Raw genomic sequence first — 21,206 nt, forward strand, 5'->3', positions numbered from 1 at the left:
ATCCTGAAGTTTTCCTAATTTTCTTTTCTTTCCAGGTTATTTTGAACAAAAGGTACCACAACCAATGGGTATTGTTCCATTTGTAAATGACTTACATCCAATCCAAAATTGATATGATCTTTTATGGATAAGTGGAGTAAATTATAATAAGATCTCATAATAAAATTCTTCCAGATAGGCATTTTGTTGTCGTAAGAAAGGAAGCTGTCCATCAATACAAATTTAAAATCACCAATTTTATTTTGCTGGTAGGCCTGCTCTAAAGAATCCATAACGTCTATCTCATTTCTTTCAATCATGTCATTCACTACCTGTTTAAAGTAATAACCAATTCTAGGCTCTTCACGGAATCCCAAATCAAATTCTACATAATAAACATCATTTTTTATAATGGTATTAACTGAATATTTTTGAGCATAAGGTTCATCCAAAATATTGACATGAACAAACCAGTAGATGTCTGCCCGTTTTGGCAATCCTATCTTTAATATTGAATCAATAATTGTTTTTTCAATTTTCTTTTCAGAGTTGGAAGTAGTGAGATATACCAGATTCGTAGCATATTTAGGGAGATTTTCATCCAAACTTAGCTTATTCAGCATTGGAATATAATCTGATAATTTTACAAATGGCTGAATACTGGATTTTATTTCTCTTCCTCTCCACCAGATATACATCATGGCAAATAAAGAGAATCCAATAATTAAGGTAATCCATCCTCCTTCTTTTACTTTTTGAAGGTTTGCTGCCAAAAAGCTGATTTCGATGGCTAAAAAGATTCCTGTAATTAGGAAATTAAAAATCAGAGGAACTCTTTTTATTCTTAGATATGAATTGATCAAAATTGTACTCATCAGCATAGTCAATGTAACGCTGAGCCCAAATGCAGCTTCCATTTTAGTACTCTCCTTAAAATGTAAAACCATACTTACGCAACCAACCATTAAAAACCAATTAATAGCCGGAATATATAATTGCCCTTTCACATTACTGGGAAACAAAACCAGATGTTTAGGCCAGATATTGAGTCTGATTGCTTCATTGATTAAAGTAAAACAGCCGCTTATTAAAGCCTGTGAAGCAATAATAGTAGCCAATGTTGCAATGACTAATGCAAACCAAAAAATAGATGGGGGTACTATATGGTAAAATGGACTTAAGTTTCCAACTTCTTCACCTACATGATTCATTAACCATGTTGTCTGTCCTGCATAGCTTAATATTAAAGCTACCTTGATAAAAAGCCAGCTTATTCTTATATTGTTTCTTCCACAATGTCCCATGTCACTGTATAAAGCCTCTGCACCCGTGGTACAAAGTAAAATACTGCCTAGCAGCCAGAATCCTTTGGGCTCGTTTACTAACATTTGATAAGCGTAATAAGGATTTAAAGCTTTTAAAACACTCCAGTTTTCACTTAAAGACATAGCTCCCAAGACTCCGATGAATCCAAACCAGATTACCATTGCCGGCCCGAAGACTTTCCCTATTTTGTCTGTTCCAAATTGCTGAAAGATAAATAAAACAATTAAAATTCCAACAATGATGGGGACTGTATTGAATCCGGGGACAACTGCCTGAACACCTTCCACTGCAGAAGCAACGGAAATGGGAGGGGTGATAATGCCGTCTGCCATAAGAAAAGCTCCTCCGGCCATCGCAATAAAAATGAGCCATTTTTTGCTGAATCTCCTTACCAGAGCATAGAGTGAGAAAATTCCGCCTTCGCCTTTGTTGTCAGCCTGTAAAGTGATTAAAACATATTTAATAGTCGTTTGAAAAACAAGGGTCCAGAAAATACAACTCAAGCTTCCAAGTGCAATGGCCTCTGTGATGATTCTGTGATGAAAAACTGCATTTAAAGTATAGAGGGGAGAGGTTCCAATGTCTCCAAATACAATGCCTATGGCAATTAAAGAACCTCCTAATGTTATTCTTTTGTGGAACTCAGAAGTATTTTGTCCAGTCATAAAATGTTTTGCTGCAAAGTAAAATAAATTTTAGAATGTATGTACAAAAACTTATTGATATTCTTTACATGTGTCAATGTAAGACATCTTAGAAATTTGGACCATCGTAATTTGAATAAAAAAGAGACAGTTGTTAAATATCTCTTTAAAGGAGTGAGACCAGATTATCTTCAAACCATTTATTAAAATCGGTAGCCAATACTTAATCCGAGTTTTATAACCTGATCATGATCTGTTTTATCTGCATTGAATAGAAGTCTTCCATAAGCTGCATTGGCTTCAAAAACAAATCCTTTCTTTGTCACCAGTTTCCAGCCAAGACCTGCTCCTAATGCAAGATCATAAACATCTTTACCTTCAGTGAATGCTACGTTATCTGCTGCATATATTTTTTTACCATCAATGGAAGTGAACATTCCAAATCCTTCAACAAAAAAACCGGCAGTATATTTCTTTCCAAAATAATGTCTGTAATAGGGAGAGATGAAGTAATTCATGTCCTCATTTGCTGAATGGTTATAAACCTTAAATGCAGAAATTCCGAGTGATGAATTTTTGTTAAGAAACCGTTCATAACCTACTTCAAAAGCACCCATTAAAGGAGATAATAAATTCAGTTTAATTTCATTTTTTTTCTCATATGAATCCGCGTTGTTTTCGTTGCTTTGAGCCTTGACAGAATAAAAAGCACATAAAGTGATGATGAGTAAAAAGATTTTTTTCATAAAAAAGTTATTTGAATTATTTAAGTGCAAAACTCAATGAATTCAAATTGGAACAGGTTTCAAAAGCTTAAAAATGGAGAAAATGGTACTTATTTGAGGGCGTTTTTGTATTCATTAGGTGTTTGGCCGGTCACTTTTTTAAAGGCTTTATAAAAAGTTGTTTTTGAAGTAAACCCAGATTCTAAGCCCATCGTCAGCAAAGTATAGTTGTCATATTCTGAATCTGATATCATTTCCTTTACTGCTTCCACCCGATATTGATTGATATAATGAGCAAAGTTGTCACCTGTTATTGTGTTTACAATTTCCTGCACTTATGCCTAGTTTTTCAGCTACTTTTTCTCTGTTTAATGTGCTGTCGGTATAAATGTGCTGTTCTTTGCAAAGAAGTTCCAGTTTTTGAAAATAAAGATTATCCACGGTAATAGACTCCTTATATTCCTGGGGTGTACTACTTTCTACAATTTGCAGATCAGGGTACGAAATAGCTGAATCTGGATTTAAAAAATTGTAGATAGCCTCTCTGTTTTTGGCAAGTTTATATTTGTAAATGCCTATATAAGCTGTCCAATGAATGATGAATGTAGCCAATAAAGCTATGACACGCATTGTTGAAGATATATCATAGTTAAAAAATAAGCCGGCTAGAGCGGTAATAAGCCAAACAAACAGAACAGAAGAAACAATTGTCAAAAAGGTTAGTATCCATTTTTTTTCCTGTGAATCTTTTAAATGTCTTATCATAAAATAAGAGTAAATTGGAAGGAATGGGATGAATGTAATAGCTAAAAAAATTTGAATCAGATTCAATATTTGGATGATAGTGATGCCGGTCTCAGAAAAAGTATAAACTCCTGCAACATGATCAAGATCGTTGATGATGTTAAGGATAGCGGAAAAAGCAAATGGGATAAAACACAAATATTTTTTTTGTTTGTATTTTCTGGTATGATCAATCCGGTTTATGATAAACAGGAATAGGAAAGCAGGCATTAGAAATACCCAATTGATATTGTCTGTAAAATGGAGAAGAGGATAGGAGGCAAATACGTGATGAAGCTCAAAAACATAATTCAGTAAAATAATTGAAAGGGTAAATAGTAAGTATGCTAAATATTTGTTTGAATTACTGTTGAATAAGGAAGATTTTAAGATCACTAAACCTAAGATGATTCCCTGGAAAACCGCAATATTTAAAAGTGTTGTATAAATCAATTTTTTATAAAAGTTGTTGTAAAGATTTGCTTTGGCTTATCCTGAGAATTATAGTTTAAATATAATTCTTTCATACGAATTGATAAAACGGATTGATATCAATACAGATGGCCGTTTATTTTTTATTTTACATTGATGTCATCATACAGATTATCAACTGTTTTTTCTAAAATTTCTCCCGTTTCATTAAAGCTGGTGTTGGTCAATATGGATATTCCTATGCTTTGTTTAGGATAAATCACAAACCAATTCTGCATTCCGTATATCCCTCCATGATGTCTGTATAGTAATTGATTATCATTTTCTATGATGTACCAATGATAACCTTCCCAAAAATCAGAACCTTCTTTGTATAATCTTTTATGAGATTCTTTGACAATAGGATTTGATGGGTCAAGCTGCAGTTTCATATATTTCACTAAATCCGTGGTCGTGGAGTGCAATCCTGAAATTCCGCCCCACAACGTTCTGTTGAAATTAGGCATTATCTCGTTTTTATCGTTATAGCCTTTTACCAATCTTGTTCTGTCACTTTTATTGAGTGTAAACTTTGTCTGGTTCATATTATTGGGCTTCAGAATAAATTCAATGACCAGTTCTTCAAAAGGTTTTTGATATACTTTTTCAAGGATATAGGCGGTCAGCTCCGGTGCTGTGTTGGAATAGGAATAGACTTCTCCGGGTTTCGTTCCAATTTTGATGATTTTTAATCCTTCAAAAAAAGCTTTTTTATTTTCGCTTTTTATGGGGAAATTAGGAAATCCACCAGTATGGGTGATGAGGTGTTTGATTTTAATAGGTTCCCCTTTATATTCTAAATTGGGATAACGTTCGTCCAGATAGATTCTGATATCATCTTCTAAATGTATTTTTTGATCAAGTACAGCTTTAGCGGCGATATAACCTGTAAAGGTTTTGGTTACAGAAGCTAATTCATAAAGAGTAGAATCGTTGGGTTTGTTTCCTTTTCCAATTGTCAATTCTCCAAAATGTTTTGTGGTGGATTTTCCATCTTTAAGCACAGCAATAGAAACAGAATGAAATCTTTTGTCCTCTAACAACTTCAGCGCATTTTTTGTAATTGCATTTTCAACATTTTGTTGATGGGTTGGGTGGACACTTTTGCATCCAAGTAAGGCAAAAAATATAATAAGGGTTACATATTTCATGGTCAGAATTTTAATTTGATGCAAATATGCTGTAGAGAATCTTGAAAAAAGTCCGTGTAAAAAAGTCGGACGCATTGTAATGAATAAAATGAGTCCGATTATTTACAATCCAAAGTTTGATTATTTGCAATTATTTAATTATCAGTTGTTTCTGAATGCTGTTGGTGTTTGGTTCGTATATTTTTTAAAATAGGTATGAAAAGAAGATTTTGAATTAAAACCCACTTCATATAAAATTTCTAACACCGTATATTCTTTCCTCGCGGGATCTTTCAATAGGGTCATTGCTTTTTTAATGCGGTATTCATTTACGAAATCAAAAAAGTGCTGATTGAGATGATGGTTAATTAATACAGACAGCTCACGAACGGGAATATTCACCTGATCTGCCAATTCCTGAATCGTTAATGAAGGATCTAAGAAAGGTTCTTTCTCAATCATGAATTTTCTAAGCTGTTCAATCTGAGAATTTTTTGTTTCGTCGGTTGTATTTTCAGTTTCTAATGTTTCGGCAAAATCTTCTGTTGGTTGTAAGGTAGAATCAATTCTTCGAAAAAGTTCAGGATAATGTAATGCCTTTAAGATAAACCAGCAGGCGGCCAATAAAAATGAAGCTCCCGCTGCAATATGGATCCAGATAAACAAGTCGTTATATGCGGTATATCGGATGATATTTTTAAAAATAATACATAGATGAATGAACAGAAATATGAGGGTAAGCTGAGACAGCCATTGGTATAATAAGGTGTTGGGATTCGTATAATTTTCAAGATAAATCTTCTTATATTTTCTAAGGATAAGGAATATGCCAACGATATAAAAGAAAAACTGCAGTTCCCCGATGAGTTGATAAATAAACATTTCAGGAGAACTCCACATCGTTGTAAAGAAATTTTCTTTTGCAGTACCTTCCGCCAGATAAAGCCTTGGAACTAAAATTAAGTTGGCAACAATAAAAGGAATAAGATGCAGCAAATGCTTTCTTTTTAAAGTGAAATCAGAATAACAAACAGCATTCACATACAGATAGAAAAGAGGCATTACCAATAAGTAAGCAGATATTTTGAACGCTTTCAGATTGTAACTATCCACAAAAAGGTGCATGAAAATTCCGCTGATATCAATAGCATTAATGATAAGGAATGCTGCAAATAATCTGTTTTCCAGTTTTCTTTCTGTTTTTACCGTTACTAAAAATATGGCAAGCAGCAGCGATACAAAAACGGCAATCGCAGCAATAACTTCCAGAAAACTTAATTTGTCCATTAGTTTTTTTACAAAAATAGGATATAAGTCATAAAGAGAAATGATTGTCAATCATCATTTTTCAAATATTGTATTTCATCATCATCAGTCCTCAAATTTTATTAATCCATTCTTTCGCAATCCAAAGCTTTAAGTGGGTTGAGAATGTTTTTATTTTATTATTTTCAATAAAAGTAGTTTAAATTTCGTATATTTATAAAAATGTCTATTAATACTTTATGAAATAAGTTGTAAACATTAGTAATTTTTAAACAAAATAAAATGAAAAGTGTTTATGTAAGCGAAAGCGACGGACATAGAATTGGTGAAACTCCAATGAAATCAATTAGTATAGCATACTTAATTTTAGTACATCGCTTACCGAATCAATTTAAGAAGCTTTTTAAAGCCATCTACGATTCTACTAATTTCTACCTTATTCATATTGACAAAAAAGCCAATCAGGAAATTGGGAAAGATGTAAAGGATTTTTTAGAACAATATCCGAACGTACATATCCTAAACAGTGAAAATGTTATTTGGGGAGGATATAGTATGGTTCAGGCTGAGTTGGATGGTATAAAATACCTGTTGAGCATGAATGCAAAATGGGATTATTTTATAAACCTAAGCGGGCAGGATTATCCGTTAAAATCACAAAAAATCATCAAAGAGTTTTTATCGAAAAATAATGGTAAAAGCTATATTAAAATTGACAATCAGGAAAAAATAAGACCTGAAACGATGAACAGAATTGAGAACTATTTTGAAGAGTTGGAAGATCGTATTTCTGACAAAACCCATAAAAGAGGCTTCATGAAAGATGTCATACCTTATATCGGAGGGCAATGGATGATTTTGACGAGAGATTGCTGTGAATTTATAAACAACAATGCTGAGGTTAAAAAATTTGAAGAGTATTATTTAAATACACTCATTGCTGATGAATCTTTCTTTCAAACCGTTTTGATGAATACTTCATTTAGAGGTACTTTAGTCAATGATGACAAAAGAGCAATTATCTGGATTCCTGACGGAGACATCAAATTACGTCCTAAAACATTCACCAAAACAGATATAAGCTTTCTCCAAACAGGAAATCATCTTTTTGCCAGGAAGTTCGATGATAATGTTGACAATAAAATAATTGATTATATTAAGATGAAATATGATGAGCCTTTTAAAACATCAGTAAAAATAACCCATGTGAAAAATATGGACAGAAATTTTAATCATCTCAACTAAAAAGATTATTGAAATTGTAATAAAAAACCTTTATCAAACTTGATAGAGGTTTTTTTATTGCTGGTAAAAACGGGTAGATCTAGTATCCAGACTTTGAGCTGGTAAATAAGATTATTTTCTTTAAACTTGCTGCAAAGTTGGGAGAACTTCGGGGAGCGGGGAGAAGATGATGGTTAGTAATTAAGTTTTTTGTTATGGTTTGATTGAATGAAAACTTTGAAATCGATAAAATTTGAATAACATGAGTTATTCTTTGAATTTTATAAGGTTGTCAGGCATATTAAATAAAAAATCTGTGTATTTCTGATTTGGGGTAAGATCAAGTAGATTCCTAATTTCCCTGCCAGCTCTTGTTAAATCTATTATGTTTACTCCCTTACCAAAATTAAATTCAACTTTGTGTCCAGCATAGTTTGCTTCGACCAATCCCTGTTGTGATCCTATTTGAAGACTTACTGAATTTATTGACCTAATAAGTCCTAGACTTTCTAATTCCATTTGCTCACTAATACTAATTCCATATTCTGATAACTCTCCATAATTATTAAACAAAGTATTAGCCTTTGGATGGACAACAAATGTAAAGTTTCCAATATCAATTGATAAGTTGCAAAGTCTTGTAAATGTTTCTCCTATATCACTGTTTATTGCCGCTATTAATTGAAGAGTTGTAGGACTAATACTTTTTGGGTTAGTAACTTCTTGAGCAAGAAGCTTCCCAAAGATAATTTTCAAATTTTCATTTGTTTTTGTTTCAGCAACGCTCCAAAAAATGTCAAGCCAATCTTCATCAATACTATTTTGGTTTTCATCATTAATTTTATGGGTTTGTATTTGTTTGATAAAATTAGTTGCTATATCTTCTCTATTACTTTGATAACTAACAATTTTCTCAGCATAATAATGTAATGCTCTGTTAGTAAGTTCAGAGTCTGCTTTAAATAGTTCAGAAGCATTTTTTGCAGCTTCAATTTGTATTATTCTATTTCCTTCTGCTTTTGTTCTTATGCTTAATGATTTGGATTCCAAATAGGCTGTTGGCCAATCAAAGCTAGAAATAATTAACTTACCAATTCCCTTTCCTAATGCTATTAGGATATTATTTTTAATCCATCCAGGAAGAGGAATTTTATTTAATTCTTCAAAGAATATAATAAATTTGTTGTCTTTATCATTTTGTTCATTCATGATATCTAGTTACTTTTCAATTAATAAATCGATGTTTTTATCTTAATGTGTTTGAGTAATTTATACGCCCTTAAAATAAAAATCATCTTAAAATTTTCAATCAGTATTTTCACGGAATTCCTTAAAGATTTTGCAAATTTTCTCACAAAAAAATCCCAACTTTCGTCAGGACTATTCATTTATAAGTTTAAAAAAATCAGATAAACTAATTTTTCTTGCTTCACATATTTTAAAAAGTGTTTCAACTGGTATTCTGTAAGTTTCTTCACTTTTAATTTTTCTAATGGTACTTTCTTCCACACCATGATTTTTGGCAAAAGAATTTTGTGACTTGCCTTCTTGAAGCCAAGGTATCAACCATTTTTTTGTAATGTATAAACAAATTTTTTCGTTTATATCTGTCATGGAACAAATGAAATAATTAAATAATAAAAAATTACGGTCGATCGACCGTAATTGAATTTCTTTTCTTACATTTATAAAAAAATACAAACAATGAAAAAGATAAAAAAAGATTTTGCTCCCCAGTTTTGGGCAGACAAGAAGCACTCCGGGTTGCAGCTGATGGAAACTTTCTTTCAGTTCAATGAGCTGGATGCTTCCAAAGAAAGACTCAGCAACATTATGAATTATGCAGTAAAGAGAAATAGTTGGATCAATGAAGATCCGGCGGTGATCTTCCAGTTTCATCAATCGATGCGGTCGTTGATCCGGGCAGGCTATCTCATCATGCTGAAGGAAAGAAAATGGACGGTAGATACCCAACCGGAAAAGATTTCCCCATGGGTTCTTGGCCTGCTTTCGGAGAAGGAATACCGGAATCCTCTGCTGGTTTTCAGAAACGCATTCAGAGAATACACCCTCAAAGAATTTGATTATTTTATGTCCGGAATTGTCTATTTCTCAATGGGTGTCTATGAAAATCTACCGGAAAGGAATATCGTGATGCCGTACATCCACACAGTTAAAATGCTGGATGCCGCGCACCTTATCCTTCAAAGAAAGAGAGAAAAGAAAATGGCTGAAACTAATTCAGGATCAGGAGATTAAACGTAAGTAAAAGGTGGGGAGTTGTGAATCAGCTGGTCTTCCTTTAAACCTGCTCCAAAGTCAGGAGACTTCAGAGAGCAGGTACATTTTTAGGAAGTGCTGGACTTTATAATATTTATTTTTTATTCTGTAGCAGCCGACAGAGCATAAATTGAATTCAGAAGAACAGAGATAGGAACAGTGTGACCTGTTTAAACTTCGTATTTCTCCTGCTGCTGCAAATATTCTGTTGCAGTACAGCCCGTAACCTGTTTAAACACTCTGTTAAAACTTGCCTGATAGGCAAAGCCTGCTTTCTGGAAAATGGATGAAATTTTGTAATTTTTATGTTCCATACTGTCAAAATCTTCCAGTACCTGTTTAATCCTGTAGTGATTCAACAGATTGTTGAAATTAGTATTTCCTTTTTCCTTCAATGCTTTAGAAAGATAAGTACGGTTGGTATTAAGCATTTCTGCAAGCTGATTGAGCGAGAAGCTGGGATCCTGCCAGAGTTTCTTTTCTTCTAAACACTTGATGGCATTCTGATAAAGCTCGTCAAATTTGTCCTGGTAGGGTTTACTTTTGTTTACCGTGGTAATCGCCGCATTATTTGGATGGATGTCTGCAGCTGGTACCTGAGGTTGTAATAAATTTTCATTTTGAATTTGCAGAATCTTATTCTCTTTTATTTTATTAAATATTTTCAGATAATGCAGCACAAAGAATATGCAGAACAGCACAGTTATTATTGTCGAAATATTCTGAACCATATCTTCCGTTCTGCTAAGTTGAAGAGGATGCGAAATATTGATGTATCTGGATAAGAGGAATGGACTAAGAAAAGAAATCATGATATAGATGGCCCATAAAATTAATGTCCGCATCTTATAATGATAATTTAAAATAAGAAAAACAGGAATATAGTAAAGAGCCTGTATTAAAACAGAATTATAGATAAGATAGAAAGAATATTGAAAAATAGAATACGCAACCACATACATAGTGGTAAGGACCTTAAAACTTAATTTTTTCTTTAATCCAATCATCCAGCCAGCCACCACACAGGGGAAAAACGAGAAAATAATCAAATAACCAATTCCTTCCGGATCAACAATAAAATAGAAACAACCCATAAAGAAATAAAACGGGGATGTAAATAATATAAAATTTTTCATGAACTCCTTTTCCTTGAGGAGTAAAAGTTGATTTGTTTCCATTTGTAAAATTAATAAAAATAACGGCATGAATCAATAAATAAATTTAGGGTCATCATAAAGATCAATTTAACAAAAAACAGTTTTTTTTGAAGTTTTATTTATTTTATTTTCAGTTAGTTATGTTGTTTTTCTTGGTTTTTTACAATTTGATGACTGTTGTTGTTATTAAGATTTTAGGTAACCTATACATTTGCCAAGTACAATCTTATACATCTGTTTTTTGCTTTATTATCAAAGCTTTTTAAGAAATAGTTTTAAAGTATTGTCTGAAAATTACAAGATAAGTTTAACCATTAAAATATTCAACAAAATGAAGAAAAATGTATTACTAGTTTTAATTTCTATTTCGAGTTTTTCTGCAGCACAGGTAGGTATCAATACTCAGAATCCTCAGGGCGTGTTAGATATAAAAAACAAGAATGGCGTCAAAAACGGTCTGGTTCTGCCGGTCGTTGATGATGCTAATAACACCGTAACACCATCCGGAAGCACTGCTGTAGAAAGTACTTTGGTATATGACCAGACCAGCCAGTGTATCCGTGTAAAGACAGGCGCCGGGTGGTCCAACTGTTTAATTGATCAATCCAATGTAAGTATTACGGCTTTAGGAAATACCTTTTGGGTAGCGAGTTCTTTTTCCACATTGACGGAGCCGTTAATGCAGAAAAAGTTCAGCGGAACTCAGTATGCTACTGTATTTGGCAATGCAGCAGATAAGGATTATTCTACTGGTGCAGGATACCCCGCATATGGTTTGGAGTACCCGGACCGCCGGTAGCTGTATCTCCTGCCAAAAGAGTCTATAAAAGCAATATATTGACAGTAAACGGTAGTTATCAATCCAGCATTCTGATCAATACGGATGGAAAAATTTTTGTTACGGGAGTTAATACTAACGGGAAATTGGGAACAGGAAATTTTTCAAATCTTGATACATGGCAGGAGGTTACATTAAGTGGTGCTGCCGCAGATGAGAAAGCAATACAGGTACAAATGTCACCTTATGCATCCATTATTCTTACCAATAAAGGATATGTATACGCTGCAGGGAATAATGGTTTTGGACAAACGGGTCTGGGAACTGTAAATGGATATACAACAAGTTTTACAAAAATAGCCTCTTTAAGTAATGTAAAATCCATCTGGGGCGGGGATGATGTTGATGCCAATGATATGTTTACTGCTATTACCAATAATAATAAAATTTATGCCTGGGGAAATTACAGTAATGCAGGGCTAAGCTCAAGTCTTGGAGCTAACGGGGTGAAATCAACTCCAATAGAAATTACATCTTCTTTTGCAGCAGCTACCGCATCAGGCGGTGTTGTAAAAAAAGTAATGATTGGTAATAATGGAAGTTTTGCATTGCTAAGTAACGGGACAATATGGGCTGCGCAATCTGTTGGAATTTCAAAATCTTATATCGGCCTGGGAACCGCAGCTTCAACTTCATCAGATTTACAGGATATTACAGGTTATATTACGATGGCTGCTGGTGAAAAAATTGTTGATTTTGACTTTAGTGATCTGGGTGGGGCAATCATAACCAATCATTATATGTGGAGATTCGGTGTGGACACAGCTTACAGATTTTCTAATGGTGGTGCACAAATTACTACCTGGGCTAAATTAAACAGTGAAATATATGACGGTGACATTATCCTTACTTCTCTTGATCTGGATTATTCAGGTCTGCTTGTAGGAACAGATCTTGAAAACTCCAATAGAATCATAGTTTGCGGATATAATGCTTATCGTCAATTGGGGACAACAAACAATGATAATATTTTAACCCCGACTTATGGTAGGTATTAATTGTCATTATTAGAACTTTATCTTTAAGTTCTTTGTGTATAAAACACAATATCTATATACTACATTATATGAACAATCCTCAATTTCGATTGTTCATATAATTTGTGAATCAAAATCGCTCTCAAAAAATTATTATTAAAGGCGTAACGCCAATCTTATTTATGAATTTTAAGACTATAAATATAGGATCTTTGATCCGGCAAAGAGTGGAAGACTACGGAATAGAAAAGGAACGCATAGGTAAATACTTTAAATGTAGTGAAGGAAAAATTGAAGAAATGTACCAGTCAGAAAATCTGAATACTGATATTTTGCTTAAATGGAGTAAATTATTAAAATATGATTTCTTCAGAATATACACTCAACACATTATTTTGTTTGCTCCCCAAAACGTAAATCATATTTCAGACCTCAATACGAACCATTCTAAAATGCCGGAGTTCCGGAAGAATATCTATACCAAAGACTTGATAGATTTTATTTTGGAAATCATTGAAACGGGTGAAAAGAGTATTAATGATGTGATTAATGAATATAAAATTCCGAAAACAACGGTAAACAGGTGGTTATATAAGTATAGTAAAAGACTGGGCAGGCCGTAGTCTAAGTCATAGAAAAATCAATCTTATAATGGAAAAGATAAATTACCCTAATTATAATGATATATACATGGATCTTATTAAAAAAAAGTTTCCGCAAAGAAGTGAAGAATTTAAGCCTTTATTGAAAAATAATCTGGATATTCTCAGTGTAATAAAGGTTAATAAGATGTTATTTGGTGAAGAGGATAGCTCTGATACGCAGAATAGTCAAAAATACCGGTCATATGATAAGGAAGCTATCCTAAGAATTTTAAATTATCAGAAAATATATCGTCTGAATAATGTTCAGACAGCAAAAGTGTTTAATGTAAGTAGAAACAGTTTAACGAAATGGAAAAGGTTGTTTTTGAAATGAGACTTTTATGGTTACAGGGTATTTTAAATTATAGGACGTGATGTTAATATTTAGAATGCTTGTAAATTGTATTTGATTATTTTTAAAAGTTAGAGGTGTTTGGGAACCCTTAGATTTAATTCAATTAGTTTATTTTCATTACAAAAGTGGGAATTAAGTAATAAGAAAGAGGCTGTATCAAAGTATAAAAACTTTCAATACAGCCTCTTGTTTCATTTGTGCTGTTAGAATCGAATCACTGAATGAAAAAGCATTCAAAAGTTTTCAATACATTTATCCGTGTAGATTCATATCATTATATCATTATTGTGCTTTTACCTGCTCTATCTTTATGAATACTTTAGAAAGGTTAGGTTGAGCGCTACCTGTAGTAGGGGCTCCTACCATAATGGTTGCAGTATAAGCCGTTTTTGAAGAAGGGTTACTGTCTATCCAGGTATATCTTCTGTGTTCAGGTCCACTGGATCCGTCTATAATCCCTAGGTTTCCCCAGTAAGCAGATCCTACTGCCCCTGTGCCCTGAGGAAACCAGCTAGTTGATGAGTCTGCCATACCGCCCCATACTCCTGAAGTAATATTATTTGTGGTTACAGCTGAACCAATATAACCACCATATTCGGTATTGTAATTCCAATACAGATTAACGGTAGAACCTGTATTATTATACAATTGTACATTAGGAATTGCAGCGGTTGTACCACTTGTGGTATCAAATATTACCCTGATCGAATATTTACCATCTGAAGTAGCAAGAGGTAAAGTATAAGCTTGTTTCCCGTTGGGATCGGTTGTTAGGGTAGGATATCCCATCACAGCGAGAGATGAAATGTCTGCACGGCTGCTATTTCCCACTATAGCGGTACAGTTCTGTCCTGATGTTAAGAAAGGAATTGCAGTGCTGTTCAGAGGAAGAGTCATATCATTAGCAGTGGTAGGTGTTCCCGTTACTGAGAATACCAGTTCGCCGTCACCAAACTCTAAAGTTCCGGGTCTTAGCTGGAAGGTTAATCCATTTACAGTAAAAGGAGCTCCTGAATTATAGGTACCACCGTTTCCCTGGCTATAGGTAACTTTTAGGTTTCCGGTGAAAGGTGTACCGGCAGTATAAGTAGAAGGACTTAAGTAAGCTGAAGTACATTGTAATGCAGAAATTGCTGGAGAGATGGCGTTTGTTGCTTGTGTAAGTCTCTGCCACACAGATCCATCAAAATAATAATAGCCCATAGCAGTAACATTGACACGTTGTCCCGTAGCGTCTCCGCCAGTAACGTCAGTAATGTAAATTAATGCTCCACTCTGATCGCTGCTGTAGGTTGCCGTATTGGCTGTAAGCTCAGCTCTTGTAAGCCTCGGAGCCTGTAATCCGAATGTTTGTGTGTTATCCGTAATCACTCCTGAAGTATCTCTTTTAGCAGATACATCCACTATTGTTTTTGGCGAGGTTGTATTGAAACCTACTTGGGCAAATGAGAATCCAGAAATAAGGATAACACTGAGTTGTGCAAATTTTGTTTTCATATTAAGGTGATTTATGTTGTAGGTCAAATATAACTTTTTTTATGGAAAATAAAAAATAATGACTTTAAAATTGATGAAAGTTAATTAATTGGTAATGTTTTATTTGATTTCAGTATTTTATTTTCGATTAAAATTATTTATATTGAATTCTGTTTTTATATGAATAACATACTTTGATTGTTCTTTTATTGAAAAAATAAAATGTTGTTTGTGATTTTATGGTGTAAAACTTTCATTTTTGAAATTATTGGTTTTAGGAGAGCAGAAGATAGCATCAACTTTGTTGATTTGCCGGTGACAAAGTCGCATCGCTTTGCCTGCTTACAATAAATGAAATTATTAATAAACTTTGCGTTCATCTTTTTAATCAATAAATAATCAATCTGGTTTATGGGTATAAGAAGTAGAATTAACATTTTTATAAAATACAATCGGGCATGTCCAGGTATATAATGCCATAATTTTTTCTATATTTAGAAGAAGATTAGTATATGTTTTACTAATGTTTACTAAAATGGCTTGTGTTTGTATTTTGCACTCTAAAACATGCCTATCAATATAATATTAAAAAAAGACAATGCCGATAAACCCAATACCTCCGGACGGAGGCATGTTATATAAAGAAACGGATATGGCCCAGTTTTTCCCTGAGCCATTAAATGCAGTAACTGCTATATTATTTTTAGCCTTAGCCATTTTTTGGACCATTAAAATAAAGGGTAATTTTAAAGAATATCCTTTTTTAACCTACTGCCTGGTTTTATTATACATTGGTGCCATAGGGGGAACTATTTACCATTCATTCAGACAATGGTCGGTATTTATCATGATGGATTGGCTGCCCATTATGTTATTATGCTTGTCTGCCGGATTTTATTTTGTCGCTCAGAGCACCAGATGGTACTATGCTGTTTTAATGGTTCTCATATATCCGGTACTTATGTTTGCTTTGAGAAATTGGATTTTGGTAGATAATACTTCTCTTTTTATCAACGTAAATTATGCAATCATGGCTTCATTTGTATTTTTTTCGGTAGTAAGTTATTTAATCTATACCCAATGGAAAGTCGGCAAATGGGTAGGCTTTGCTTTATTATCGTTTGTTTTTGCACTGACCTTCCGTATCGCTGATAAATGGGAATTGTTTAGCTTCGGAACACACTTTTTATGGCATACTTTCGGAGCGGCAGCAACATTTTGCATGTTTAATTATATCTATCTTACACGGAATACAATTAGAAAAACATAAGTGGTTTTTGTTTTCTTTGAATCCCTAAATCATACATAAAGTGGGTTTAAACTTAACCACAAAGTCACAAAAGCTTTTGAAACACTTAAGCTATTTAAGTTATATACTTTGTGTATAAGAAGTACACTAAAGTCTTGTTGAAATCTTTGATTCTCATCTTATATGAACTTAATTGTGCGGTATTTTCTTACACTTTCCACAGTTTAAAAAAATAAAATTTTGTGCCTTTTGTGGTTTAATGAAAAAATTAAACAGTTTTTTTGCGAAATTAGGAGTCTAATTCTTTTAATGTTGAAAGAAAGATGATTTACTTATATTTGTCCTGCAAAGCAAATCTAAATGTTCAAAAAAGTAAGTACAGTATTTATCCTCGGATTTTATACGGTTTTTTGTTCGGCCCAACAGGTCCGGCCTTCCAAATCATCTGAAATTTACCGCGAAATCAAAACCCTTAAACAGCTGCCTAAAGTTTTATACCTTGCAGCTCATCCCGATGATGAAAATACAGGATTGCTCTCCTGGTTAATCAACGACCAAAATGCAGAAACAGGTTATTTGTCTTTAACCAGAGGTGATGGCGGTCAGAATTTATTAGGTACAGAGCAAGGTGCTGCATTGGGCTTGATCAGAACACACGAGCTTTTAGAGGCAAGAAAGTTAGACGGCGCCCAACAGTTTTTTACCCGCGCGATTGATTTCGGGTTTTCTAAAAATACTACCGATACTTTTAAACAATGGAATGCAGACAGCATTACAGCAGATGTAGTTTGGGTAATCCGCAAATTCCGCCCGGATGTTATCATCTGTCGTTTTCCTCCTACTGCAGCAGCAGGACACGGGCAACACGCCGCTTCGGCTGTGGTTGCAGAAAAAGCTTTTAAGCTGGCAGGTGATAAAACAGCTTTCCCGGATCAACTGAAATATGTGAATGTATGGCAGCCAAAGCGGGTATTGTGGAATACTTTCCGATTTGGAGGGGTCAATACAACTGCCGAAAATCAACTGAAAGTCACGGTTGGGCAATATGACGCGCAACTAGGTATGGGCTATGGTGAATTGGCAGGATTAAGCAGAAGTTTACATAAAAGCCAGGGTGCAGGAACACAGTCTGTAGCCGGGATAAGAACTGAATATTTTTCCCACGTTATGGGCGAGCCTGCAAAAACGACACTTTTTGACGGAGTAGTTAAAACCTGGACTACAAAAGGAAACACTGATATTGACCAGTCATTAGATCAGATTATTTCATCTTTCAATTTTAATAATCCTGACCTAAGCTTACCTGCTTTACTTGCTTTGCGGAAAAAGGTTATCGCGCTGCAGGATGTAAACCTAAAAAAGGATAAAATTAAATCTCTTGACAATATCATTTTAAGCTGTGCCGGATTTATGGGCGAGATCGTTACCAATCAGGCTGAAGCTGTTGCAGGGGATCATTATAATTTCAGATTAAATTTGATTTCAAGAGCTGCAAATCCTGTTGTTTTAGAAGATGTCAAATGGTTAAGTCAATCAGAAAACTTCAACAGAAAACTATCAAAAGATTCTTTAATTACCATTCAGCATGACATTCAGATTCCTGCAGATGCAGCACTCACAGAACCTTACTGGTTGGCAAAACCTCCTGCGAACGCAGCAACTTTCTCTGTTCCGAATGATACATTAATCGGTTTGCCAGAGGCAGAATCACCATTAAATGTTTTGCTTGGTTTAAAAATCGGCTCGGAAAAGTTTCAGGTTAAACTTCCATTATCTTTCAAAAAATTAGATCCGGTGCGTGGTGATGTGGTCGAAGCCTTGCGCATAGTTCCTGCATTAGAACTGAAATTTACACAACCCCTTTATTTAATCAAAGAAAATGAAGATTTACATTTGAGTTTAAATGTTAAGGTTAATTCTAACAGAAAGTACAGTAATGGTAAGCTTAACCTGATGTACAACGGAGAACGATTAGGAGGCGCTGATGTAAGTTCGTTCAATGGAAAGGATACTACCATCGATTATGTTATTCCAAAAAATAAGCTTGCTGCAATACATTTATCCCGCTTGCAATTGGATGCCAATTTTGTTGCAGATGGAGTCACTTATAATAAAAAACAAATATTAATTCAGTACCCGCATTTACCCTCCTTACAATATTTTGCACCCGCCACTGTAACTGTAATGAAAGGCGATATACAGGCGAAGGTTAAAAAAGTGGGGTACATAGAAGGTGCGGGCGATTTCATTCCTGAATTCCTACGCATTGCCGGTATTCAGGTAGATGTTTTGAAAGACGGAGATTTTTATGGAAACCTAGATGAATCCGGTGGAAACGGTAACTCAAACAAGCTATCGCAATATGACGCCATCGTATTGGGTGTCCGGGCCAATAATACAGAGAAAAAGCTGGGCCGCTGGATGCCTTTTTTATGGTCTTATGTAAAAGCTGGAGGTAATTTGGTGATGCAGTATAACACCAATCAGGATACAACCGTGGACCAATTGGGGATGTACAATTTCAGCATTGCCAACAAGCGTGTTACCGAAGAAAATGCTGCAGTTACGTTTTTAAATCCAAATCATAAACTACTGAACTTTCCGAATAAAATTACTGCTGATGATTTTAAAGGCTGGGTACAGGAGCGTGGTGCCTATTTTCCTGCTCAATGGGATGCTGCGTATGAACCGCTTTTTGAAATGCACGATACAGATGAAGAACCACTGCAGGGATCAACTTTATATGCCAAATACGGGAAGGGTAATTTTATTTATACACCATTGGCGTTTTTCAGACAGCTGCCTGCAGGAAATGTGGGTGCAGCACGTTTATTTTTAAACTTTTTATCTGCACAGAAAAACTGATGAACAAGAAACTTAAAAACTGGAATATCTGGTACATACTATTGGCAGTTGCATTAGTATTGCAGATCGTATTTTATTATTGGTTTACTAAATTCTGGGCATGAGTAATATAGATTGGACAGTTCTCATTTTTACACTTGTTGCAGTGGTTGTTTACGGCGTATTCATCGGCCGCGGCCAAAAAAGCAACGAATCCTACCTGAAAGCAGATAACAAAATGCCCTGGTACATTGTACTTATAGGGATTATGGCTACACAGGCAAGTGCCATTACATTTCTTTCTGCACCGGGACAGGCTTATACGGACGGTATGCGTTTCGTTCAGTATTATTTTGGTCTGCCTTTGGCGATGATTGTGATCTGTATTACTTTCATCCCGATTTTTCAGCGCTTAAATGTTTACACCGCCTATGAATATTTAGAAAACCGTTTTGATAAAAAAACAAGAGTACTCACTTCACTGCTTTTTCTTTTTTCCAGAGGCTTATCAACGGGAATCAGCATTTACGCTCCGAGTATCATCTTATCAAGCGTTTTAAACTGGAATATTTATTTGACGAATGTTTTAACAGGTGGTATTCTGTTGATTTACACCTATGTTGGCGGAGCAAAAGCAATCGCTCACACCCAAAAATTACAGTTTCTTATTATTCTGGGAACAATGGCTTTTGCAGGGTATCTGCTTATTGAAAATATGCCGAATGGAATTGGTTTTAATGATGCACTGTATCTGGCAGGGAAATCCGGAAAGCTGAATGTAATCACCACAGAATTCGATTGGAAGGATAAATACAATATTTGGAGCGGTTTAATCGGCGGTTTTTTTCTGGCGCTTTCTTACTTTGGTACGGATCAGAGCCAAGTCGGGCGGTATATTACGGCGAAAGACAATACCAATGCAAAAATGGGATTGCTGTTGAACGGATTGGTTAAAATTCCAATGCAGTTTGCTATTCTTCTGATCGGTGCTTTGCTTTTTGCATTCTTTTCTCTAAAACCGGCTCCGATTTATTTTAACGAACGCTCTTATCAATATTTAAAGGAAACAAAACCAGAACAGGCTGCGGTTTTTGAAAAAGAACATCAGGATTTACAACTCAAATTTAATGCAGAATCAAAAGAAATTTTAAAGTTGAAAGAAACTCATTCTCCCCGACTTAAAAAAACGATTCAGGATTTTAAAAATACACAAACCGAAGTAAAAGCACTGCACGGAAGGGTAGAAGAAGCGATCAATCAATCAAACTATAACGCGGAGAAAACGGATACGAATTATATTTTCCTGTATTTCGTAAAAAACACTTTGCCTGTAGGGATGATCGGTTTACTGTTTGCCGTCATTTTTCTGGCCAGCTGGGGTTCCATTTCTGCTGCGTTAAATTCCCTTGCTGCCTGCTCATTAAAAGATATTCATTTAATATTCAAAAAAGAGCTTCCTGATGAGAAAACCGAATTGAAGTACAGCCGTCTGCACACCTTAGCCTGGGGGATCTTCTCAATCGGCGTAGCCATGTTTGCAACCCAAATGGGTTCCCTTATTGAAGCGGTGAATGTATTGGGTTCTCTTTTCTATGGTCCGATATTGGGAATTTTTCTGGTTGCATTTTACTATAAAAAAATCGACGGTCCGAATGTATTTATTGCTGTCATTTTATCAGAAATTACGGTTATTGCCGTGTATCAGTTTGATATCGTTTCTTTCCTTTGGCTTAATGTAATTGGGGCAGCAGCAGTCATTATATTTTCTGCAATTGGATTGCTGTTTTATAAACAGAAAGAAGTAAATTCGTAATCAAATAATAATAAAAACAAACAAA

At 34.5% G+C, this 21,206-nt stretch carries 19 protein-coding genes; 9 read left to right on the forward strand and 10 right to left on the reverse strand.

Annotated features, from left to right (window positions below; all coding sequences use genetic code 11):
- Positions 1-14: 14 nt before the first annotated feature.
- The 6 genes from CQ046_RS02315 to CQ046_RS02335 all read right to left on the reverse strand — a co-directional run bounded on the left by CQ046_RS02315 (position 15) and on the right by CQ046_RS02335 (position 6,345).
- On the reverse strand, positions 15-1,970 hold the full coding sequence (locus CQ046_RS02315; RefSeq protein WP_105700724.1) for a KUP/HAK/KT family potassium transporter: 1,956 nt from the start codon (positions 1,968-1,970) through the stop codon (positions 15-17).
- Between the two features lie 182 nt (positions 1,971-2,152).
- On the reverse strand, positions 2,153-2,695 hold the full coding sequence (locus tag CQ046_RS02320; protein WP_105700725.1) for a DUF3575 domain-containing protein: 543 nt from the start codon (positions 2,693-2,695) through the stop codon (positions 2,153-2,155).
- Positions 2,696-2,784: 89 nt separating this feature from the next.
- The gene (locus CQ046_RS23830) at positions 2,785-3,009 is read right to left on the reverse strand and encodes a helix-turn-helix domain-containing protein (RefSeq protein ID WP_228406851.1); all 225 of its coding nucleotides are present in this window, start codon (positions 3,007-3,009) and stop codon (positions 2,785-2,787) included.
- A complete protein-coding gene (locus tag CQ046_RS02325; RefSeq protein ID WP_228406852.1) occupies positions 2,978-3,910 on the reverse strand; it encodes an AraC family transcriptional regulator in 933 nt (310 codons plus the stop codon). The genes CQ046_RS23830 and CQ046_RS02325 overlap by 32 nt, the downstream gene beginning before the upstream one ends.
- 122 nt (positions 3,911-4,032) lie before the next feature.
- Positions 4,033-5,079: a serine hydrolase domain-containing protein gene (locus CQ046_RS02330; protein WP_105700924.1), complete on the reverse strand. Its 1,047-nt coding sequence runs from the start codon at positions 5,077-5,079 to the stop codon at positions 4,033-4,035.
- 141 nt (positions 5,080-5,220) lie between these two features.
- On the reverse strand, positions 5,221-6,345 hold the full coding sequence (locus tag CQ046_RS02335; RefSeq protein WP_105700726.1) for a helix-turn-helix domain-containing protein: 1,125 nt from the start codon (positions 6,343-6,345) through the stop codon (positions 5,221-5,223).
- A 261-nt stretch (positions 6,346-6,606) separates the two neighbouring features.
- Here CQ046_RS02335 and CQ046_RS02340 point away from each other — a divergent pair, with 261 nt between their 5' ends.
- A complete protein-coding gene (locus tag CQ046_RS02340; protein ID WP_228406853.1) occupies positions 6,607-7,569 on the forward strand; it encodes a beta-1,6-N-acetylglucosaminyltransferase in 963 nt (320 codons plus the stop codon).
- 246 nt (positions 7,570-7,815) lie between these two features.
- On the opposite strand, the gene CQ046_RS02345 is transcribed toward CQ046_RS02340, so the two are convergent.
- Together CQ046_RS02345 and CQ046_RS02350 are read right to left on the reverse strand one after the other, a co-directional pair.
- Entirely contained in the window at positions 7,816-8,757 is a 942-nt protein-coding gene (locus CQ046_RS02345; RefSeq protein ID WP_105700727.1) for a DUF2806 domain-containing protein, read from the reverse strand.
- A 171-nt stretch (positions 8,758-8,928) separates the two neighbouring features.
- Positions 8,929-9,162: a helix-turn-helix domain-containing protein gene (locus CQ046_RS02350; RefSeq protein WP_047486272.1), complete on the reverse strand. Its 234-nt coding sequence runs from the start codon at positions 9,160-9,162 to the stop codon at positions 8,929-8,931.
- A 90-nt stretch (positions 9,163-9,252) separates the two neighbouring features.
- Between CQ046_RS02350 and CQ046_RS02355 the strand changes: the two genes are divergently transcribed.
- Positions 9,253-9,807, forward strand: coding sequence for a hypothetical protein (locus tag CQ046_RS02355; RefSeq protein WP_105700728.1), 555 nt, complete (start codon positions 9,253-9,255; stop codon positions 9,805-9,807).
- Positions 9,808-9,998: 191 nt separating this feature from the next.
- Here the strand turns inward: CQ046_RS02355 and CQ046_RS02360 are convergent, their stop codons facing one another.
- A complete protein-coding gene (locus CQ046_RS02360) occupies positions 9,999-10,964 on the reverse strand; it encodes a helix-turn-helix domain-containing protein (protein ID WP_165790449.1) in 966 nt (321 codons plus the stop codon).
- A 352-nt stretch (positions 10,965-11,316) separates the two neighbouring features.
- On the opposite strand from CQ046_RS02360, the gene CQ046_RS02365 reads away from it, so the two are divergent.
- The 4 genes from CQ046_RS02365 (at position 11,317) to CQ046_RS02380 (ending at position 13,778) form a co-directional block, all read left to right on the forward strand.
- Positions 11,317-11,784, forward strand: a complete 468-nt coding sequence (locus CQ046_RS02365; RefSeq protein WP_123906559.1) for a hypothetical protein — start codon at positions 11,317-11,319, stop codon at positions 11,782-11,784.
- A gap of 38 nt (positions 11,785-11,822) precedes the next feature.
- Positions 11,823-12,821, forward strand: coding sequence for a hypothetical protein (locus CQ046_RS02370; protein ID WP_105700731.1), 999 nt, complete (start codon positions 11,823-11,825; stop codon positions 12,819-12,821).
- Between the two features lie 161 nt (positions 12,822-12,982).
- Positions 12,983-13,423 (forward strand): transposase, encoded by a 441-nt coding sequence (locus CQ046_RS02375; protein ID WP_105700732.1) that lies wholly within the window; start codon positions 12,983-12,985, stop codon positions 13,421-13,423.
- 28 nt (positions 13,424-13,451) lie between these two features.
- The gene (locus tag CQ046_RS02380) at positions 13,452-13,778 is read left to right on the forward strand and encodes a transposase (RefSeq protein ID WP_105700733.1); all 327 of its coding nucleotides are present in this window, start codon (positions 13,452-13,454) and stop codon (positions 13,776-13,778) included.
- A 303-nt stretch (positions 13,779-14,081) separates the two neighbouring features.
- Here CQ046_RS02380 and CQ046_RS02385 read toward each other — a convergent pair whose 3' ends face one another.
- Positions 14,082-15,296, reverse strand: coding sequence for a hypothetical protein (locus CQ046_RS02385; RefSeq protein ID WP_105700734.1), 1,215 nt, complete (start codon positions 15,294-15,296; stop codon positions 14,082-14,084).
- A gap of 577 nt (positions 15,297-15,873) precedes the next feature.
- Between CQ046_RS02385 and CQ046_RS02390 the strand changes: the two genes are divergently transcribed.
- From CQ046_RS02390 to CQ046_RS02400, 3 genes are all read left to right on the forward strand, one after another.
- The gene (locus CQ046_RS02390; RefSeq protein WP_105700735.1) at positions 15,874-16,545 is read left to right on the forward strand and encodes a hypothetical protein; all 672 of its coding nucleotides are present in this window, start codon (positions 15,874-15,876) and stop codon (positions 16,543-16,545) included.
- A gap of 339 nt (positions 16,546-16,884) precedes the next feature.
- Positions 16,885-19,389, forward strand: coding sequence for a PIG-L family deacetylase (locus CQ046_RS02395; protein ID WP_105700736.1), 2,505 nt, complete (start codon positions 16,885-16,887; stop codon positions 19,387-19,389).
- A 100-nt stretch (positions 19,390-19,489) separates the two neighbouring features.
- The gene (locus CQ046_RS02400) at positions 19,490-21,181 is read left to right on the forward strand and encodes a sodium:solute symporter (RefSeq protein WP_105700737.1); all 1,692 of its coding nucleotides are present in this window, start codon (positions 19,490-19,492) and stop codon (positions 21,179-21,181) included.
- The last annotated feature ends 25 nt before the right edge of the window (positions 21,182-21,206 follow it).

The sequence above is a fragment of the Chryseobacterium sp. MYb7 genome (genome assembly GCF_002979455.1).
GTDB lineage: Bacteria > Bacteroidota > Bacteroidia > Flavobacteriales > Weeksellaceae > Chryseobacterium.

What these genes read in the sequence shown, in the direction of transcription:
- CQ046_RS02380 (WP_105700733.1), top strand. Translation starts at nt 13,452, where the DNA reads ATGGAAAAGATAAATTACCCTAATTATAATGATATATACATGGATCTT.
- CQ046_RS02395 (WP_105700736.1), top strand. Translation starts at nt 16,885, where the DNA reads ATGTTCAAAAAAGTAAGTACAGTATTTATCCTCGGATTTTATACGGTT.
- CQ046_RS02390 (WP_105700735.1), top strand. Translation starts at nt 15,874, where the DNA reads ATGCCGATAAACCCAATACCTCCGGACGGAGGCATGTTATATAAAGAA.
- CQ046_RS02330 (WP_105700924.1), bottom strand. Translation starts at nt 5,079, where the DNA reads ATGAAATATGTAACCCTTATTATATTTTTTGCCTTACTTGGATGCAAA.
- CQ046_RS02335 (WP_105700726.1), bottom strand. Translation starts at nt 6,345, where the DNA reads ATGGACAAATTAAGTTTTCTGGAAGTTATTGCTGCGATTGCCGTTTTT.
- CQ046_RS02320 (WP_105700725.1), bottom strand. Translation starts at nt 2,695, where the DNA reads ATGAAAAAAATCTTTTTACTCATCATCACTTTATGTGCTTTTTATTCT.
- CQ046_RS02360 (WP_165790449.1), bottom strand. Translation starts at nt 10,964, where the DNA reads ATGAAAAATTTTATATTATTTACATCCCCGTTTTATTTCTTTATGGGT.
- CQ046_RS02340 (WP_228406853.1), top strand. Translation starts at nt 6,607, where the DNA reads ATGAAAAGTGTTTATGTAAGCGAAAGCGACGGACATAGAATTGGTGAA.
- CQ046_RS02355 (WP_105700728.1), top strand. Translation starts at nt 9,253, where the DNA reads ATGAAAAAGATAAAAAAAGATTTTGCTCCCCAGTTTTGGGCAGACAAG.
- CQ046_RS02315 (WP_105700724.1), bottom strand. Translation starts at nt 1,970, where the DNA reads ATGACTGGACAAAATACTTCTGAGTTCCACAAAAGAATAACATTAGGA.
- CQ046_RS02350 (WP_047486272.1), bottom strand. Translation starts at nt 9,162, where the DNA reads ATGACAGATATAAACGAAAAAATTTGTTTATACATTACAAAAAAATGG.
- CQ046_RS02375 (WP_105700732.1), top strand. Translation starts at nt 12,983, where the DNA reads ATGAATTTTAAGACTATAAATATAGGATCTTTGATCCGGCAAAGAGTG.
- CQ046_RS02400 (WP_105700737.1), top strand. Translation starts at nt 19,490, where the DNA reads ATGAGTAATATAGATTGGACAGTTCTCATTTTTACACTTGTTGCAGTG.
- CQ046_RS02365 (WP_123906559.1), top strand. Translation starts at nt 11,317, where the DNA reads ATGAAGAAAAATGTATTACTAGTTTTAATTTCTATTTCGAGTTTTTCT.
- CQ046_RS02385 (WP_105700734.1), bottom strand. Translation starts at nt 15,296, where the DNA reads ATGAAAACAAAATTTGCACAACTCAGTGTTATCCTTATTTCTGGATTC.
- CQ046_RS02345 (WP_105700727.1), bottom strand. Translation starts at nt 8,757, where the DNA reads ATGAATGAACAAAATGATAAAGACAACAAATTTATTATATTCTTTGAA.